This is a genomic window from Pedobacter sp. CG_S7, assembly GCF_040544395.1.
Lineage (GTDB): Bacteria > Bacteroidota > Bacteroidia > Sphingobacteriales > Sphingobacteriaceae > Pedobacter.
Window position 1 is genome coordinate 1 of record NZ_JBEONS010000008.1, and the last position, 18,888, is coordinate 18,888.

The 18,888-nt window shown below is 38.4% G+C and carries 14 protein-coding genes and 1 tRNA gene; 7 read left to right on the forward strand and 8 right to left on the reverse strand.

The genetic code is table 11. From position 1 onward, the window contains the following. Positions 1–260, forward strand: a 260-nt coding sequence (locus tag AAKU52_RS06470; protein WP_354331468.1) for an integrase core domain-containing protein, incomplete at its 5' end; no start/stop codon positions are given. A 128-nt stretch (positions 261–388) separates the two neighbouring features. On the opposite strand, the gene AAKU52_RS06475 is transcribed toward AAKU52_RS06470, so the two are convergent. From AAKU52_RS06475 to AAKU52_RS06505, 7 genes are all read right to left on the reverse strand, one after another. Beyond that, entirely contained in the window at positions 389–2,539 is a 2,151-nt protein-coding gene (locus AAKU52_RS06475; RefSeq protein WP_354331470.1) for a GH92 family glycosyl hydrolase, read from the reverse strand. Between the two features lie 71 nt (positions 2,540–2,610). After that, complete coding sequence (locus AAKU52_RS06480) at positions 2,611–3,753, reverse strand: glycoside hydrolase family 76 protein (RefSeq protein ID WP_354331471.1); 1,143 nt, start codon at positions 3,751–3,753, stop codon at positions 2,611–2,613. Between the two features lie 63 nt (positions 3,754–3,816). Then, positions 3,817–4,938, reverse strand: coding sequence for a SusE domain-containing protein (locus AAKU52_RS06485; RefSeq protein WP_354331473.1), 1,122 nt, complete (start codon positions 4,936–4,938; stop codon positions 3,817–3,819). Positions 4,939–4,954: 16 nt separating this feature from the next. Beyond that, the gene (locus AAKU52_RS06490) at positions 4,955–6,586 is read right to left on the reverse strand and encodes a RagB/SusD family nutrient uptake outer membrane protein (protein WP_354331475.1); all 1,632 of its coding nucleotides are present in this window, start codon (positions 6,584–6,586) and stop codon (positions 4,955–4,957) included. A gap of 23 nt (positions 6,587–6,609) precedes the next feature. Next, positions 6,610–10,017, reverse strand: coding sequence for a TonB-dependent receptor (locus AAKU52_RS06495; RefSeq protein WP_354331478.1), 3,408 nt, complete (start codon positions 10,015–10,017; stop codon positions 6,610–6,612). A gap of 74 nt (positions 10,018–10,091) precedes the next feature. Then, positions 10,092–11,273, reverse strand: coding sequence for a FecR family protein (locus AAKU52_RS06500; RefSeq protein ID WP_354331480.1), 1,182 nt, complete (start codon positions 11,271–11,273; stop codon positions 10,092–10,094). Positions 11,274–11,391: 118 nt separating this feature from the next. After that, positions 11,392–11,967 carry an RNA polymerase sigma factor gene (locus tag AAKU52_RS06505; protein WP_354331482.1) on the reverse strand — a complete coding sequence of 192 codons (576 nt, stop codon included), beginning with the start codon at positions 11,965–11,967 and terminating at the stop codon, positions 11,392–11,394. A 296-nt stretch (positions 11,968–12,263) separates the two neighbouring features. Between AAKU52_RS06505 and AAKU52_RS06510 the strand changes: the two genes are divergently transcribed. Next, the gene (locus AAKU52_RS06510; RefSeq protein WP_354331682.1) at positions 12,264–12,413 is read left to right on the forward strand and encodes a transposase; all 150 of its coding nucleotides are present in this window, start codon (positions 12,264–12,266) and stop codon (positions 12,411–12,413) included. Positions 12,414–12,483: 70 nt separating this feature from the next. Here the strand turns inward: AAKU52_RS06510 and AAKU52_RS06515 are convergent, their stop codons facing one another. Further along, positions 12,484–13,602, reverse strand: coding sequence for an alpha/beta hydrolase (locus AAKU52_RS06515; protein ID WP_354331484.1), 1,119 nt, complete (start codon positions 13,600–13,602; stop codon positions 12,484–12,486). A 541-nt stretch (positions 13,603–14,143) separates the two neighbouring features. Between AAKU52_RS06515 and AAKU52_RS06520 the strand changes: the two genes are divergently transcribed. The 5 genes from AAKU52_RS06520 (at position 14,144) to AAKU52_RS06540 (ending at position 18,867) form a co-directional block, all read left to right on the forward strand. Beyond that, a complete protein-coding gene (locus AAKU52_RS06520) occupies positions 14,144–14,578 on the forward strand; it encodes a hypothetical protein (RefSeq protein WP_354331487.1) in 435 nt (144 codons plus the stop codon). Between the two features lie 216 nt (positions 14,579–14,794). Beyond that, positions 14,795–15,175: a response regulator gene (locus AAKU52_RS06525; RefSeq protein ID WP_354331489.1), complete on the forward strand. Its 381-nt coding sequence runs from the start codon at positions 14,795–14,797 to the stop codon at positions 15,173–15,175. A 323-nt stretch (positions 15,176–15,498) separates the two neighbouring features. Then, positions 15,499–17,541: a M13 family metallopeptidase gene (locus tag AAKU52_RS06530; RefSeq protein ID WP_354331491.1), complete on the forward strand. Its 2,043-nt coding sequence runs from the start codon at positions 15,499–15,501 to the stop codon at positions 17,539–17,541. A gap of 91 nt (positions 17,542–17,632) precedes the next feature. After that, on the forward strand, positions 17,633–18,688 hold the full coding sequence (locus tag AAKU52_RS06535; protein WP_354331493.1) for a fatty acid desaturase: 1,056 nt from the start codon (positions 17,633–17,635) through the stop codon (positions 18,686–18,688). A 94-nt stretch (positions 18,689–18,782) separates the two neighbouring features. Then, positions 18,783–18,867 (forward strand) — tRNA-Ser (locus AAKU52_RS06540). Positions 18,868–18,888: the final 21 nt, after the last annotated feature.

Genomic DNA, 18,888 nt, shown 5'->3' on the forward strand with positions numbered 1-18,888 from the left:
TAAGGAAAAATGAAATTATTCAAAGTATGAGTAGAAAAGGTAATTGCTGGGATAATGCAGTGGCCGAAAGTTTCTTCAAAACACTGAAATGTGAATTAGTTTATCACAGAAAATTTGTGAATAGGGAAGTTGCTAGATTAGAAATATTTAGATACATCGAAGGGTTTTACCATCAAAAAAGAATACACTCTGCTTTAGGTAATAGAACACCCAACGAAATGGAGACATTTTATAAATCTAATAGTTTATTAGTAGCATAAAAAAAGTCTCCACTTTTAAGTTGCAATTCCATTTTAAGGCTCGACTATATATAGTAGAATGAGAAATTTCAAAAGCACAAAAAACTATGATATGGAATACTCCACAAATTAACTCCAATTTGGTTATACTACTGTGTAATAATTTCCACTTTACCTCCTTGTTTAAACAAATCATGAGAGATGAAATATCCCTTATTCACTTTTCCATCGACTCTTATTTCGGTAATCCCCCTTCCCTTTCCAGGTTTTGTAATGGTGAGTACTTTCCTGTTTGGTGTTGTCCATTTAACTTCGTCAAATAGCGGGGCAGTAACAATGTACTCGGCATCGGTTGCCGAAAATGGATATATACCTAATGCAGTAAATACATACCAGGAAGACAATTCTCCGGCATCATCCATACCGCAAAGTGCTAAACCCTGCTCGCCTATACCATATAAATTGTTCAGGATGTTATCAATTATTTTTTGTGATTTCTCCGGTTTTCCAATAAAATGATAGGAAAATGGAGCTTCATGATCAGGCTGGTTGCCATGGGAATATTGTCCAATCATACTTTCTACATTTCTAGCTATATGCTTTGGATTCCATGGAAGGGTAAACAGGGAGTCTAGTTTAGATTCAAAGCCCTTTTCTCCTCCATACAAGGCAATCAAACCTTTCATATCATGTGGAACGTAAAATGACACCTGCCAAGCATTTGCCTCCCGATACATGTATTCATAATAAGGATACTGCGGATTAAAGGGTGTAATCCAATCTCCATTTTCTAATCTTCCTCTCATGAAACGTGTCGAAGGATCAAACATATTCTTATAGTTCTGTGATCTGGCCATCAGAATTCTGTAATTGGCAGTATCACCCAATTTTTTTGCCATCTGGGCAAGGGAATAGTCATCGTAGGCATATTCCAATGTTTTAGACACGCCTGCTCTGGCTTTGGTCTCCACGTGAGGATTAGCAACTTCCGGATCAGATATAAAACCTTTTTTAATATACTCATCCAGGAAAGGACGCGCACCGGGCGATACATTTGCATTCCTTAATAAAATCTCGTACGTGCCTTTAACGTCAAAGTTATCAATCCCTCGCAGGTAAGCCCCAGCAATAGAAGAAGCACCATGATCACCATGAAAAAAGGTAGGAATAAATCCAGTCTTATCCCCAACGTCTTTCATTGATTTAATCACATCAGTGGTCACCTGTGGAGACATTAATCCCAAAAGCACATCTTTATTACGGTAAGTGTCCCATAAAGAAGGTTCGGTATAATAATTATAATTTACTGCCTTAACAACAGCATGTTTAGCGTCTTTGAACTCGCCATTCACATCACTACGCAGTGCAGGCCAAAGTAGCGAGCGATATAAAGAAGAATAAAGCATCACCTTTTGTTTTTCTGTTCCGCCTTTCACTTGTATAGCCGACAGCTTTTTCTCCCAGGTCTTAAGTGCTTCTAGTCGAATGGTTTCAAAAGATTTTTTACCTATTTCTTTGTCCAAATTCTCTTTTGCATTGGCTGTACTTACAAATGATAGTCCGATTTTTAGCTCTACAGGTTCTTTTTTCCCATCAGCCAGATGTATAATCGCATAGCCATCTTTTTTACCAGCAGATTTTACTTCCAGCTTTTCAATAGCTGTATTCAGAACCGCATAAAAATAGACATTCTCTCCTCCCTGAAATCCTTTTAGCGCTGACTTACCTACCTGCTCAATATTCCAGGTATTTACTCCACTCAATGCTTTTGATAAGTCAAACAGGATCTTTCTGCCGTGATTATCTTTATACTCGTATTTATGGTATCCAGTTCTTAATGTTGACGTTAAACGCACATTTACCTTATAATCATCCAGATAGACCTGATAATAGCCTGGTTCTGCACTTTCATTTTTATGAGAAAAACGAGAACCCGATTTTGATCCTGTATTTGAAAGGGGCAATATTGGAATATTTCCCAAGTTCCAATGTCCTTTATTGGTATGGGTGAAACTAACGATTACAGAATCTTCATATTCATAACCTGAACCAGCTGGCTGATATTTTGTCATCGGACTGAGCTGTACCATGGCATTGGGTAATGAGCTGCCGGGAAAGGTGAGTCCTGACCAAGCCCTCCAGCCTTCAGGTAATTCAAACCCTAAAATCTTAGGGTCAGTAACGGCCTCTGTTCCGATAAAAGTATTTACATATTTTGTATTTAACTTGTTGTTCTGGCTTTTAACTGCGGTAGATAAAAACAGAATTATCAACAGCAAACTCGTGCATCTTTTTTTCATATTATTACTTTGGTTCCTATTTATTACTAAAAGCAGGTGCCTTATTTCAGCACCTACTTTATTTAAAAAAATCAATTCAAATATCCTTCTTTCTGAAGGAGTGCCATTGATTCCATTAACATTGAACCACTTAATTCAGCTCTTAAGGACGCCTTTCCATTCAATGGTGCTTCCCACCAATGATAACCAAAAAGCACGGCAGGACTTTTGGCAGCGCCTTTGGTCCATAGTATCTGCGCACTATTTTTCAAGAAATTAACGTACCTCTTTCTGGCAGAATCAGGTAGATCGGGGGTCTTGATTAACTCCGTGAGGTAGCGGACAAAAATTCCCTTAAATAAATTTACATCATGGTTTTCCTGCTCTGCCCAGTCGCTAAGCACCTTATTATTTGCATTTATAAGTGTGCTGGTTGTCCAGTCAGCAGTTTTAATGGCGTCGTTAAGGTACACCTTATTCCCTGTAATTTTATAATATTCTACAGCAGCGCCTAAATAGGTGCCAGCGTTGTAAGTCCAGTCGCCGTTCTTGTCATTGATATTTTCGAACACTCTTCCCGATTGTTGTACCACGCGGTTTTCCTTCATCCAGCTATAAATTTTAGAGAGCCACTCCAGATTATTATGCCCATTGACTACCTCTGTTTCTTTATATTTTTGCCAGCGTTTGGCTGCAATAATTGCAGCTGGACCATTCGAAGGGATACCTTTACTTTTTCCCTGCTCGTTGTTCTCGTGGTTCCAAGGAATTCCTCCGCCGTCATCCTCATTCCAGCCTGCAACAATAAATTCCCACAACTTCCTGGATGATTCTTCATAACGAACATCGCCTGTCGCTTCCAGAGCCCGTAAATGTGCCATTCCATGCCAGCCCATATCGTCATAATAATTATTGTAGAAACTGCCTCCATTTTTAGTTTTTACACCCTCAAAAAAGTCATGAATCCGCTGTTTATAAACATCGCTTTTTGTTCTTTTATAAGCGTCTACCAATACATCAAGACCATGAGCCTCAGGCCAGTAATCATACTTTGAAATTGTGCCCAGATTATCATCGTTAAAATGATGTTTTGTAGAACTCCAGTAGATATAAGCTAAAGCAGTACTGCTGCTGTCTGCTGCCTTTGTCCAGTCTATATTGTATTTTATGCTCCTGTCAATATATTCATCCTCGATTTTACCACAAGAGCAAGCAATTATGACTGTGACAGTCATCAATATTATTTTTTTCATCAGTATAAATTCTTTTTACAGTTTGATTAACCTGTCCATTATTTTTTAATACACTATTTCATGCGTATTGTTCGCGCCATCGCCGCTAAAAGAGACAATGATACTGCATTTCTTTAAATTTCTGTTTGGAAATTTGAAAGAATAATCCCACTGATTTTTGTCTTCAGGATAAAACTTTAGGCTGAAATAAGGGCCGGTTTTGGCAGGTGGCGGCTGGTTATCTTTTGCCGTGCTACCAAGTTTCTGTTCTTTTCCATTCAGCGTCATCCAGAAAAAGTACCTGTCGTCTCCAAATTTCGTAGTAAAATCGGGAACGAAATCACGACTCTTCCATATTCCTGCTCCTTGATAGATTAAAGTTTCCCTTTGTTCAGGAGTAGACATGAAAAAATCCAGTTTTGTGACCTCCGAAATGACAACAGCGGATGCCGTAAAATCCAGGTGAATCCTGTAAATGCCATCCTTTTTTACGGTTGTACCAGTCTTACTTTCCTTAAATGTGGTACCTCCCTCATCTACCGAGAAGGTTCTTGATACTGTGGTCTTGGAATCAACAAACATGTAGTTTTTACCGGCGGTTAGCTTGGTGTAAATCTCAAATTCATTACCCCCAGCAAGCGCTTTAAAAGGTAAAGCCTTCGATAAATCTGCTCCACTTTCGGTACCCTCTCCAGTTATGTAAAGTAAAGCCGGCGATTCCACCCCACCTAATAAAGTGATGTTAATTTTTCGAACTTGTTCAGACTTCGCTTTATTCAAACCTCTGGACGCTACTACTGTCCATTTCAATACACCTTCCTGCAAAGCTTTATAGCCGGCAAGAGTTCCAATCCTGTTTAATACTTTGTGGGTAATACTTGCGCTGGTACTGATACCGTTATTATCAGCAGGAACGACATAGACAGGCTCAGAAAAATCACCATCCACCTTATCAAATAAGACATCATAGTATACTAGCCCATTATCTTGTGCCACCGACTTTTCCCATTCGAAATACAAACTCGCCGTGGAAGAATTTTGTAATAGCATATTTTTTCCATCATCGGGAGCATATAGCGTATTGACTGCGGTTACTGAAACTTGCTTAAATTCATTATCTTTTTTACAACCAGTAAATCCCAGAAAAACAAGGAGATAAAGAGATGCTCTTAATATATGTTTTTTCATTTTTTTCATTTTATTATTAATAACCTGGATTTTGTATCAGACCTGGATTTAAAAGGCGTTCCTTCCTTGGTATTGCCCATAAATAATCACGGTTCCTGTTAAAGTTGCCTGCTGGCAGCTTGATATAATCATAATTACCGCTGCTTTTATCAAATCTGGCACCCCGCTGGGCTTGTGTAAGAACTGTCTCTGCTGTTTTCCATCGGCGAATATCAAAGATTCTCAGTCCTTCCAGGGCGAGTTCAACACGACGCTCATTGCGAATTATTTCCCTTAAGGCTCCCTGATCACCTGTAGGAAGATTTAGTGCTTCGTTCGTATCGTCGAAGCCCACGCGCTGCCTAAGTTTCTTTATGGTCTGGTTCCAAACGTCACTATTCATTTGCTGAAGTTCATTCTTTGCTTCTGCATACATTAGCAACACATCAGCAAAACGGATCAGGGGAAGGTTGAGGTTCGACTCCCATCCGCCCCCGGTATATGATGAGGATGAAGGGTCGGCATATTTACGGTAATAATACCCGGTCGGCGTTTGCGCTGTACCTGCACCGGTATACTTATCGGATGGTTTTCCTGCGGGCGTGGTACCTTCAGGATGGATCACTATGTTATACTCGCTGCCTGTGCGGTCTACCCATTTTGAACCATGGTAAACAATGGTAGCAGCCATGCGTGGGTCACGATCGGCGTAATCAGGATCTGCAGCTGTCCATTTTTTACCGTTTTTCATTAAATAACTATCCACCAAGCCTTGAGTAGGCCCTGCAATACATAGGCGGGCATTTGCCGACATTGGAACATAATCCACCAAATTGCCCCATGTTTTTAAATCAGGAACATATTGCATGCTTAAAATGATTTCACTGTTATATTCATTCTTCGCCCAGAAGAGCTCTTGGTAATTATTAAAAAGACTGTATGCGCCATAAGATGAGCCGCTGATCAGTTTTTCGCAATATTCAGCAACTTTTGACCAATTATTTTCATATAAATAAGCGCGGGCATTCAATGCTACAGCAGCCCCACTGGTTATCCGCCCATTATCGGCCGCAGCGTATTGCTCCCGGCTTGGTAAGATCTCTGCCACTTCATTCAATTCTTTATGTATCCATGCCATTACTTCTGCCTGTGGCTTCCTGGTTAATGTTTTTGATTCCTCCAGATTGATATCTTCCGTGAAATGTGGAATATCTCCATACCAGGTCGTTAATTCCAAGTATAATGAAGCGCGGATAAAACGTATTTCAGCTTTTCTTTTTTCTCTTAAAGCTGGATCCATAGTTGTTACCCTATCTACATTCGCCAGGAAGGTATGGCATGTTTTTATTCCACCGTAACAATTACCCCAATTGCCTTCAAAGCGACCGTTTGAAGCATCTGCCAATCCATTGGAAATAACCTTCTCATTAGGCGTTCCATATCCGTTATAGACATTGTCACTCAACAGCTCATTGGCCAGCAAATAATCGCTGCTAAACAGCTGACGATAAGCCATGTTTAGCACAGAATTAACTTTATCCTCTGACTTCCAGTAGGTTTCGTCTGTAAATTTATTGGTTGGCGTAACATCAAGTTTGACGCATCCAGCAATAAATAAGCCCGCCATCAACAATGTCAGCTGGCTCAATATTATAAATTTCCTTTTCATGATTCCCCGTTTATTTATAAACACTAAAACTCCACATTGAAGCCACCACCTATATATTTTAACAGTGGGTAATTTCGCGCACTGTTGGCACCACCAGCATCCATATTTCCACCAAATTCTGTAGACTCAGGATCGATGAAAGAATTTTTGCTGAAGGTAAACAGGTTCTGTCCACTCAAAAAGACCCTAAACTTACTCATGCCAATTTTGCTACTCACTGTTTGTGGAAGTGTAAATCCTATCTGAATATTTTTCAGGCGTAGATAAGATGCATCGAATATATTTCGGTCAGAACCTTTACCATAATTATTGATGGTAGAAGCCGTTCCCGGGGCCGTAAGTCTTGGAGATCTCGCATCAGGATTTCCAGGTGTCCAGTAATCCAGCTGGTGCTCAAACATCACAAAAGAGTATCCGCCATGGAAAGGCTCTATCGTTTCCCCTCTTAAGGCCATATCACGTTTGCCCACGCCCTGCCAAAGCATATTCAGGTCGAAACCTTTCCAACTCACGGCATAATTAAAACCGAAAGTTAAACGTGGAAATGCATGACCAAGCACATAACGGTCATTGTCATCTATAATGCCATCTCCATTACGGTCCATATACTTTACGTCGCCGGGCTGAGGTTTCACACCTATAGGCAAAGCAGAATCTTTGATATCATCTTCATTTCTGAATAATCCTGCAGTCTTATAACCGTAATAACTATAAAGCGGTAAGCCTACACGAATAATACGCTCAATTTCATCCAACTTATAGATCGCTTCATTACCTTCAAATTTAGTAACTCGGTTCCAGGAGTCGCCAACATTGAACCCAATTGAATGATGAAAATCACTGTGGTTGAAATCATAGTTAATACTTAGTTCCCATCCTTGATTTACCATTTCGCCTAAATTAGCTTTGGGAACTGCTCCGCCAAGTGTCAGAGGTGTTTGTGGGGTAAGAAGGATATCTTTCGTCTTTTTGTGGAAATAATCAAATGTGGTTCTTAGACTTCGATTAAAAAACGTCGCATCTGCGCCAATATTAAAAGAGGATGTCGTTTCCCATTTCAGATCGGGATTACCAAAAGTATAGCCCGTACCAGGTAAAGCGACATTATTAAAACCATATTGATTATTGTAGATATCATATGTAGTAAAAGTCTGGTAATCGTCTACATTCTGATTTCCAAGTTGGCCATAGGAGGTTCTGATTTTCAGGTCTCCGATTTTCTCTTTCCAGAATTTTAAGAAATTTTCTTCGGTTGCGCGCCATCCTAATGATCCGGAGGGAAAGAATCCCCAACGGTTTGCCTTTGCAAATTTAGAGGAACCATCATAGCGAAAACTTCCTTCAACAATATATTTGTCAGCAAAGGAATAACCGCCACGTCCAAAATAAGAATAAATGCTTCTTTCAGTAGTTCCGCCTACCGTATTATAACTGCCCTCATCAATGATTGTTCCTTCGATAGGTATGCCCAAAACTGGATCTACAAAGCGCTTTCTAATTTCATGACGGGTTTGTCGGAAAGATTCGCTGGAATATCCGGCTAATAAGGAGATATTATGCACCTTTCCAAAAGTTTTATTATAATCAAGCAAGCCCTGTAAGTTCAATAAAGTAGATTTTCCACTATAATCTTCTATGCTGTAGTCTTTTGAGCTACTTAAGTTGATTGGCGTTAGATCGCCCGATAAATTATAGACAGGCCAATAGAACCTTCTGATCAATCTGTTCTCCGGACGAAGATCAAAGCCAGCCAGACCTTTTGCCTTTAATCCCTTAATAATCTCAAATTCCCCGTTCAAGCTTCCTTGAAAATGATCATCGTTATTTTTAGTGTATCCGCCATTTTCCAATGAAGCAAGCGGGTTCCCCCCGGTTAATACATCGTTCACATAGTACTTTCCGTTCTCATCTTTCAGCACATAGTTATTGTATAATGGAATCCGACCGGCGTCTGCAAGCAGGAAGTCGGTATTTCCCTGATAAGCATTTCCTTCGCTTCTATCATACCACAAAATGGTTGATAATTTAAGCTTTCCAATATTTGTAGTGAGGTTAGAACGGAAGTTATAACGTTTTAGCCCATAGTCAGGACCTTTAAAATTACTTTCCTGATCGTAATAACCCAGCGAAATCATGTATGCTGTATTGGCAGATCCACCTTGCACATCAATATTATAATTTTGCTGCAAACCATTTTTCAGAATACCTTTTAAAAAATACTCACTGTCTCCGGTTGCAAACTGCGCGATCTTTGCCGATGAATAAATTGGATTAGCTCCTGAATTAACATAGGAGTCATTTCTTAATAAGGCATTTTGATATCCTTTAAGAGGCTGGACTAATACTTCAGGATTTTGAGAACCAATCAGACCAGAAAACCTGATCAAAGGCTTCATGTTCAGTTTACCTTTTTTAGTGGTCACTAAAATAACGCCATTGGCCGAACGGGAGCCATAAATAGCAGAACTACCCGCATCCTTCAGGATAGAAATACTTTCAACATCATTCGGATTCAGGTTATTTAGGTTGCTGATATCATTACTGGTAATACCATCTATAACCAAAAGCGGGGAGTTATTACCAAATGTGCCAATTCCTCTCAGGTTAATATTCATAGCATTATTATTCGGGTTCATGCTGCGTTGCTGAATAACTAGACTTGGTGAAGACCCTTGCAGTGCTTGCGTAAGATTACCCACCGGACGGTCGGTCAGTTGGCTGGCCTTAATTTGATCAACTGCTCCCACCACGCTAACCTTACGCTGCGTACCATAAGCTACTACAACTACTTCATCCAGGTTTCTCTGGTTTGCCGAAAGCTGCACCATCACTTGTGTTTGCCCATTGAGCGGAAATTCCCTTGTTCCATAACCTACGAAACTAAAAACCAAAGTGGCATTGCGGTCCATTACATTTATCTTAAACCGTCCATCAGCAGCTGTACTCGTGCCACTTGTTGTCCCTTTTACGCTAATACTCACATTGGGAAGGCTGCCTCCATCTGCTGCATCTGTAACACTGCCGGTTACTACGATTTGTTGATTTCCTTTGCCTTGCAACGTTCCGGTAGAGAGTTCTACTTTCTTTTTAATGATAATGATGTTATTCTCAATTTCATAGGTTAAATGCTGACCGGCAAAACATTGCTCTAGTACCTGTTCAACAGGGGCGTTTTTAACAGAAATAGTAACAGGTGATGCGCCCTGCAACATTTCCTGGTCGTAAAAGAGATTATAATCGGTTTGTTTTTTAATCTCATTGAATACTTGCTCTAACTTGATGTTTTTGGCTGTAATCGTAATTCTCTGTGCATACCCGTTTGCTTGTACTTGCAGGAGGGTTATTAGGAGAATTACTGACGTTAGCTTCAAGGAGAGCAGAATTTTACAGTTTAAAAAACTATAAAATAATCTAATGCAGTTCTTGTTCATTAATCTCAGGTTTTTATATTTGGTTATTTGTTATAGTTCCAATCGCTATAGAATAGTTTATGAAATGTTAAATACTATGGCATTACAATAATTTTCCTCCCTTCTATATAAAAGTGAATAACTTGAGTTTTTTCCATCACATGCAGGACTTGCGAGATGTTTTCAAACTTTGATATTCTCCCGCCAAATTTTCTATTGCGGATATTGCCTCTGTATTCTACTTCAACATCATACCAGCGGGAGATTTTTCTCATCATACTTTCTACATTTTCATTGTCAAATGAGAAATATCCTTTTTGCCATTCTACGGCCTGTAGCGCATTAACATCAAAAACAGTTACACCATGGTTTGTAACAGACTGCTGACCGGGCTTTAAAAAAGTAAAAACAGGCGAAGCCAGCTGCATTACTTTAACCGATCCCTCTAAAAGTGTCGTTTTGGTATCAGGCTCATCATCATAAGCATTAACGTTAAAATGTGTACCCAATACTTCCACCGTCTGATTACGTGTTTTAACCAAAAATGGGGTTTTAGCATACCTGTTCCCTTTTTGGGATATAGGATTAACCTCAAAATAAGCTTCTCCAGTTAGCTCTACAACCCGTTTCCCATTATCAAAAGTAGTAGGAAACTTTAGTGTGGATGCAGCATTCAACCAGACTTTAGTGCCGTCCGAAAGATTTACCTGGTATTGGCCACCGCGTGGTGTGGCTATTTTATTATAGAATATGGCACTAACTGTATGGCTTTTGTTTTGACTTACTTCATAGCTAACCTTGCCATCTTTACTCTTAATAATAGATACACCTCCCTGATTACCAATTACCCCGCTGGATGTCTGATCAAGAATAAAAGCAGAGCCATCGGCAAGTGTAAGCACAGCCTTATTTTCTCCCGGAAGGATATTTTCAGCATAAAACATGGATTGCTCTTTTCCACCCACTCCATTTTTATTGAAATAGAAGTAAGTTATTAAGGAAAGAACAAGAATCAATGCTGCAGCAGATGAAATGTAAATTTGGTATTTTCTGAACCCACTACGTTCCGGATAAATTTGTTCCCTTTCAGTAATATTTTTATACAAACGGTTTTTTAACTGCCCTGCATTTTCGGTGGTAATACCTTTCAATGACGGATCGTCATAAGAATGGTACCACTGATTGAACAGTATCTTTTCTTCTTCAGATATTGTTCCTTCCTGCCATTTCAAGGCAAGCTTTTTTATATGCCATTTATCGGCCGGCTCCTGTATCATGTAAATTTATTCTCTGGTTGTTTTATAGATAGCCAAACGTCAGATGTAAATCCCTTAGTCATAATCAAATATTTTTTGAAATATTCCTGGTACCTACCCGTTGAGCTGGGGAACTCTGCTATAGAAAGCAGATCAATAGGGTTAATATCCGTCCGAATTTCTCTTTAAGCATTTTACGTGCTTTAGAAAGATGTGCTTCTACGGTTTTTTCAGAAATTTGCAGTTCCTGGGCAATTTGCTGTTGTGTATAATCTTTTTCAAATTTTAACCGAAATACAAGGCTGCATTTTTCCGGTAATTCAAGAATGGATTTTTGTAATTGATTCTGAAGTTCTTTCAAATTTAAATAGTCGTAAGTGGAATTGTCAATCTCTGAGAAAGAAGATAGCACTTTGGTTTTCAGTTTAGCCTGCCTGGCTTGCTTTGCAAAGCGATTGATCACTTCGAATTTAACTGCTCCAGCAAAGTAATTGTCGAAACCTTTTACTAAAATAAATTTGTCTCTTTTACGCCATAGGTTGCAGAAAATATCCTGAACAATTTCTTCAGCTTCAAAGTTATCGTGAATACGTTTATATGATTTAATATATGCTTTCTCCCAATACCGTTGGTAAATTTCTCTGAAAGCCCTTTCTTCTCCTTTCTTTAACAGACCTGCTAATTCAACGTCTGTCAAAAGGCTATATTTAAGCATTGTTTAGTTTTTATTTCATCAATTTATTGCCTTCTCACTACTTTGCTTGGTTATCAAACTTTTGGTAAGTATGTAAGGATAGTAAAATTATTTAAAATTCCGGTACATGAATATTGCATGCAACCTGACCTCGCCGCAGTGCACCAAAAAAGCTTGAAGTGATTTCTTATGTTATGTTGGTAGTTGGTTTTCCAATTTTTTATGGCTTGATGAAAAACGGATCTTCCCAGTCTATGTTCATCTGATAAGTTTTTATAATGAAGTTGGTACCTTTGGGCCGGACGCTTACTTTACAAATGCCTGCACTTCTTTTGAACAAGCCAGGACAACTAGCCTACCATTGTGGCATAGTGACCTTTCAATACACTTCGGGCAAGTGCGAGAGGGGCAAGCAAAGAGTTCATTATATGGCTAATAAAAAATTGAAAAAGTTATTGCATATGTGAGCCCTATCCAACTTTTTAGTCGCAAAAAAGGTCACGACTTTTAAGTTGCAATTTCGTTAACTGATGTATATTACTTGTTAAAAGCTTTCTTTAACTGTTTTACGGCATAACCCATTGCATCTCTAGCTTCAGGAACCACAGCCCCCATGCCAAAGAACTCATGTGTTACCCCATCATAATTTTTGCTATCAACCGAAGAACCAGCCGCTTTTAATTTAGTCGCTAACAGCATTCCTTCACTTTGCAATGGATCAAATTCTGCAGTAATTATCGTTGTGGGCGAAAGGCCCTTTAAATTAGCTGCAACCAAATTTATCCGTGGATCTTTAGCCTCGTCCATGTTATTCAGATAATTTTTCACAAACCATTCCATCATGGCTTTATTTAAGGGTATAGCACCTGCATTTTTTACGTAAGATTCAGTCATCATGTTTGCGCCCGCCACAGGATAAACAGCCAAAATTGCTGTTGGCATCATTATTTTATTATCCCGAGCCATAATCGCCGTGCTAACTGCTAAGTTACCCCCAGCACTTTCGCCTGCAACAGCAATCAACTTAGGATCTCCCATTATTGATGCAGCATTTTTCACTACCCAGTCATAAGCTGCATAAGCATCATTATGCGCTGTCGGAAATTTATGCTCAGGTGCTAAACGATAGGCCACCGAAACCACCACCGCTCCTACCTGATCGGCCAAAGCTTTTGCAGACGCGTCATACACATCTACATTGGCAATCACAAATCCCCCGCCATGATAATAAACTATAACAGGGTATGGACCATTTCCGCCTTGCGGTGTATATATTCGGGCATGAATAGTTCCTCCACTTACGGGAATTTCCTTGCCCATAGTATCAACCTTCATTTTGGGCGCAACCATATTATGTTCTGCCATCAAATCTTTAACAGCATCAGTCGGCGTATGATTTTTACGAGCTTCAACAGCTGTTAATTCTGGAATAGGCTGGTCTTTATAACTCTCCAACTTTTCTATTACCGCTAACATTTCAGGTTTAATTCCCGGAGCCCAGACAGGTTCGGCACCAATTGGCCTTAGAGCTTTCACAGTGGTAGCTACATTTGTAGTGTCACTAGCACTGTCCTTACCTGAATTACCTTTATTCTGGCATGATAGCATAAAAAAAATGGCACAAATGCCTAATGATAAGATGATTTTTGTTTTCATGGGATGATTAATAAATATTACCTCCTAACAAAGCGTTAAACAAATTGTTTCAATTACAATTGATAGTAATAGGATTTAAGAATTCGTTCCATTCATGGTAGATATATTCCCCCATTTGCCGCTGTGGTAGCCCATAATAGCGCTTTTGATTTTAGCTGTCTTTCTCAAACTTTAGACTATTTCGGCATTGCACAGCCTATATACGACAAGCAATGCACTTATAAAATTTACAAAAAGAAATTGGCTTCTTTGTGCCTGGAACACAAAATTGCTTTAAACCATCATGATGCTTTAAGTGATGCACTGGCATGTGCAGAATTGTACAAAATACATTTAAAAAGTCTTAAGAATATTTAAAGCATTATACTATAAATTATATAAACATTTAGCCCAAAATAAGACAACAACTTTAATCCTTTATAGCATGATAAAGTTGGTCTGCTCATAAATTATGATGAATCTGCATATAATTTCATAAATTGCCGAGGTAAAGAATAATGCTTTTTATAACTTCATCACCGTTAAAAACTTAAATAAACCAATGAAAAAATACATTTTAATGCTATCAATAGTCTTGGGAACCATGTTTTTAACCCATGCTCAAAAAATACCTACTCCCGTCGAACTTGCTACAAAGAAAATAGAAAGCTTTACAAAAAAAATAAAAGTAAATACAACCCAAAGAAATGTAATTTATAATTACATGCTAGACATCTCTAAAACACAGGTAGACTTAGCAAAAAAACAACAAGCTGGATTATTTAACCCAGAAGACCTAGGTAAGTTTTATAAACTGCAAAATGAAAGCAACGAAAACATCAGAAATATCTTAAAAGGTGACCAGCAGACAGATTTTGATAAATTTATTGAAGAAGAACTTCGTGGCGGTCAGAAGAAAAAGAAAAAAGGAAAACATGGAAAAGAAGAAGACGAAGAAGTGGTAACGGGAATTTCTGGTTTAAAACTACCTTCATAGTCACCATACCTCCTCAAGTCGTACCCTACCGCTTTTCAACAAAAAAAATGGTAAAAACACTTCATCACACCAATAAAAACCTTTTATTTCAGGTATTTAACCGCAATAATTACCGTATAATTACGGTTTCAAGAAGAATATATCAAGGGTACTTTTGATTATTAGGTTAGGTAACCTCTAATTTAGAGAATTAAATTTTATTAAAAAGTCCTATCTATGAAGAAAGTCTTGTTAATCGACGACGATTTAGATTTATTAGAAGTATTAGCAGCTGCATTAGCCTGTTTTGGTTTTGAAGTAAATACAAGCAGCTACACCACCGACATCCATTCTCTTGTTTACAAATACCAGCCAGATATTGTAATTATTGATTACATCATGAAAGGTATTAATGGCGGTGAAATGTGTTCTGCACTAAAAAAGAAGGAAGCCACAAAAAACTTACCAGTCATCATTTTATCTGCATACGACAAGGTCATTAATTCTCTTGGTAATTATGGTTGCAATGCTTTTATTTCTAAACCATTTGACCTGCAGGATCTCATTAATAACATCAGAAACATACTTTATAAACCTGCAGTTATCGCTCAACTTTAGTTAATATTTGTCTTGAACTTAATGCAGAGCTAATCCGGAGCTCATAGGGAGCTTGTAGCCAACATCCGCAACGAGGTCCCTATGAGGTTCCTATGAACTCCGGCTATGGTAGCTCGAAGTGATCATCCTGATCTAAGCCTTTCTAAAGTGTCAATATCATCTTGTGATACATCAGGATTAGGAATTTGATCTTGATTTTCCATCTCTATTATTTTTTTCTTATAACACGATTAGCAAATTTTGGTTTCAGCTATTATTAATTAACATTAATGTTTGGCTATTTCTTTTCCTTTTGTTAAATTGTATTACTTAATGCTATAGTCATGATTAAAAATAGATATAATGCCTTGCTTTTACTCACGGCAACAGCGCTCTTGTTTACCACCGCTTTTCAAAACCCTAAACCAAATGATGGATTGTACTCTGGCATACTTAAGAAAAACATGGATACGAGTGTTACTCCTGGTAATAATTTTACAGAGTATGTAAATGGTTCCTGGTTTAAAAATACCGTAATCCCTGCTGACAGGGCCTCTTATGGTGCAATGAGCATTTTATACGACAAGGCACAGGATGATGTGAAAACCATTATAGAAAATGCTGCACAGGGTAACCCAAAAGATGGTTCTGAAGAACAAAAAATAGGCGACTACTACGCTGCCTTTATGAATAAAAAAGTTCGTGATGCCATTGGAATAAAACCTCTAATAGAAGAATTCAAAAAAATTGATGCTATAGCCACTTCAAAAGACCTGGCCGCTTACTTTTCTTATGCCAATAAAATCGGCAATATGGTTCCACTAAATATTGGCATCATCGAAGATTTTAAAGACCCTAAAAAATACATGATCTATACCTGGCAAGGCGGTTTGGGTTTGCCTGACCGGGAATATTATTTCATGAAAGACTCAAAATCTGCCGCCCTCAGGGCAAAATATGTCATTCATATACAAAACATGTTAAAGCTGGCAGGTCTTCCAGATCCTAAAAATAAAGCGTCACAAATTATGGCCCTGGAAACTTTGATCGCAGCTAAGCACATGAAAAAAGAAGAAACCAGAAATATGCCCGGATTATATAATAAATATGCCGTCGGCAGTTTGAAGACATTAACCCCTGCCCTAGATTGGAATACCTTGTTGAACGAGGCTGGAATCAAAAACCTGGATAGCCTGGTAGTTACCCAGGTAGCCTTTACCAAAGATTTAAACGCCATCTTAAAAAACACGCCTCTGACTATCTGGAAAACCTACTTAAAATGGAGCGCGACAAGTGCTGCCGCAAATTCTTTAAATACTGCTTTAGAGGAAGAGGATTTTGATTTTAATGGCAAAGCTTTATATGGTATAAAAGAACAGAAAGAACAATGGCGTAAGGCTGTTACCGCAGTTAATGAAAACTTAGGAGAAGTAGTTGGAAAAGTTTATGTGGAAAAACATTTCCCTGCTGCTGCTAAAAAACGCATGGAATTATTGGTGGCAAACTTATTAAAAGCTTATGAAACTAGTATTAAAGAATTGGACTGGATGAGTCCGGATACTAAAAAACAGGCTTTAGATAAATTAAATAAGTTTAGACCAAAAATTGGTTATCCGGATAAATGGAGAGATTACAGCAGCTTAAAAGTGGTTAAAAACGACCTTTATGGTAATAAAAAAAGAGCTGCCTTATATGAATATTACCGCAATTTAAATAAACTGGGTAAACCTGTTGATAAAACAGAATGGGCAATGACTCCCCAAACTGTAAATGCTTATTATAACCCCTTGATGAACGAAATTGTATTTCCTGCAGCAATTTTACAACCGCCATTTTTTGATATGAATGCAGAGGATGCAGTAAATTATGGTGCTATTGGAGCTGTGATTGGTCACGAAATTGGCCATGGTTTTGACGATCAGGGTAGTACTTTTGATGGTAATGGGGTAATGCGTAATTGGTGGACCGCAAACGACCAAACTGAATTTAAAAAAAGAACCAATGCTTTAGTTGCTCAATACAATGGTTTTAAGGTTTTTAATGACTTAAATGTGAATGGCGAATTTACCCTCGGCGAGAATATCGGTGATCTTGGTGGCCTGAGCATTGCTTTAAAAGCTTACCAAACCAGCCTAAATGGCAATAAGCCACCTGTTTTGGATGGATTTACCGGTTTGCAGCGTGTTTTTATTGGTTGGGCTCAAGGCTGGTTGTATAAATCTAATGAAGAGGCCTTAAGAAATTCTGTTAATACAGATCCTCATTCTCCTGCCCAATTTAGGGTAAATGGCGTAGTCAGAAATATCCCCGAATTTTATACCGCTTTTAATGTAAAACCTACTGATTCTTTATACTTGTCGCCAGAAAAAAGAGTTAAAATCTGGTAAATCATCAAAAGTAATTTTACAATAGTATTGTACCTAAGTTTTTTTGGCTTATTTACCAAAAATCTGTTGTATATTCCACAAATTATATTTAATGGCCTTTTTGGACACAGTACTAGAACCACCTGCTTATGGTTGGGCAGATCGCAACGGCAAACTGATCAAACCTACAGCAGAACAAATTGTTAATGAATTTTTTACACGCCTAAACGTATTTCGGAACCGCAAAAATTGGCTCCCTTTCTTTAGCTGGATTAGAGTAATTATCTTGATCCCAATTTTCTTCCTCTTTCTGTTTAAATTTTTCAGTATTGGAATGTTGATTGTCTTTTTTATTTACAGCATGATTGCTATGGGCACCCATGGCACTATTTGGCATCACCGCTATTGTACACATGGAGCCTATACCTTCAAGAATAATTTCTGGAGAACATTGACCCAAAACCTAACGATTAGCATGATACCTGAAGAAATTTATGTGGTTTCACATCATGTTCATCATTCAAAATCAGATGAACCCGGCGACCCATATAATGCTTCGGGAGGGTTTTTATATTGTTTTCTTGCTGATGTAAATCACCAGCCTATTGCAAAAAATTTATCAAGGGAAGATTACGACAGGGCTGTCAATTTGATGCGTCATACTGGTGTAATTACTAATAGTTACCAGGCTTATCAAAAATGGGGATCCCTCACCAATCCCGCCATTGCAATTTTGGCTTGCATCATTAACTGGACTTTTTGGTACGCCTTATTCTTTCTCCTTGGTGGCCATGCGCTGGCTTGTACGGTATTTGCCGCCGCAGCATTCTGGGCAGTTGGCGTGCGTACTTTTAATTACGAAGGGCATGGTAAAGGGGAAGATAAACGTAAACATGGGACAGATTTTAACCGTAAGGACATGTCTATAAACCAACTTTGGCCAGGTATTGTAGCTGGCGAATGGCATAACAACCACCACCTTTACCCTAAAAGTGCACGTAGTGGATTTTTAAATTACCAGGTTGATATTGCCTGGTATTATATTTGGGCTTTAAATAAAATAGGTTTAGTAACTTCTTTTCATGATGCTAAACAAGAATTTCATACCCGCTTTGCTATTCCGCACAAAGAAAATAATAAACTTAGCCTAAAACCGACCAGAAAATAGGGGAAATAATTTTTATTAGACTGAACACCAATATACATAACAATAATAATAATTAAAAATTTGTAAAAACCAACGGTATTCGTACTTTTGCGGCGGAGAGTTGGCAGAGTGGTCGATTGCGGCAGTCTTGAAAACTGTTGACTGTTATAGGTCCGCGGGTTCGAATCCCCCACTCTCCGCTGATTATTCATAAAATCAAT

Coding starts and splice junctions, on each gene's coding strand:
- AAKU52_RS06485 (WP_354331473.1), bottom strand. CDS start 4,938: ATGAAAAAACATATATTAAGAGCATCTCTTTATCTCCTTGTTTTTCTG.
- AAKU52_RS06525 (WP_354331489.1), top strand. CDS start 14,795: ATGAAGAAAGTCTTGTTAATCGACGACGATTTAGATTTATTAGAAGTA.
- AAKU52_RS06495 (WP_354331478.1), bottom strand. CDS start 10,017: ATGAACAAGAACTGCATTAGATTATTTTATAGTTTTTTAAACTGTAAA.
- AAKU52_RS06530 (WP_354331491.1), top strand. CDS start 15,499: ATGATTAAAAATAGATATAATGCCTTGCTTTTACTCACGGCAACAGCG.
- AAKU52_RS06520 (WP_354331487.1), top strand. CDS start 14,144: ATGAAAAAATACATTTTAATGCTATCAATAGTCTTGGGAACCATGTTT.
- AAKU52_RS06505 (WP_354331482.1), bottom strand. CDS start 11,967: ATGCTTAAATATAGCCTTTTGACAGACGTTGAATTAGCAGGTCTGTTA.
- AAKU52_RS06510 (WP_354331682.1), top strand. CDS start 12,264: ATGCCTGCACTTCTTTTGAACAAGCCAGGACAACTAGCCTACCATTGT.
- AAKU52_RS06500 (WP_354331480.1), bottom strand. CDS start 11,273: ATGATACAGGAGCCGGCCGATAAATGGCATATAAAAAAGCTTGCCTTG.
- AAKU52_RS06515 (WP_354331484.1), bottom strand. CDS start 13,602: ATGAAAACAAAAATCATCTTATCATTAGGCATTTGTGCCATTTTTTTT.
- AAKU52_RS06490 (WP_354331475.1), bottom strand. CDS start 6,586: ATGAAAAGGAAATTTATAATATTGAGCCAGCTGACATTGTTGATGGCG.
- AAKU52_RS06535 (WP_354331493.1), top strand. CDS start 17,633: ATGGCCTTTTTGGACACAGTACTAGAACCACCTGCTTATGGTTGGGCA.
- AAKU52_RS06480 (WP_354331471.1), bottom strand. CDS start 3,753: ATGACTGTCACAGTCATAATTGCTTGCTCTTGTGGTAAAATCGAGGAT.
- AAKU52_RS06475 (WP_354331470.1), bottom strand. CDS start 2,539: ATGAAAAAAAGATGCACGAGTTTGCTGTTGATAATTCTGTTTTTATCT.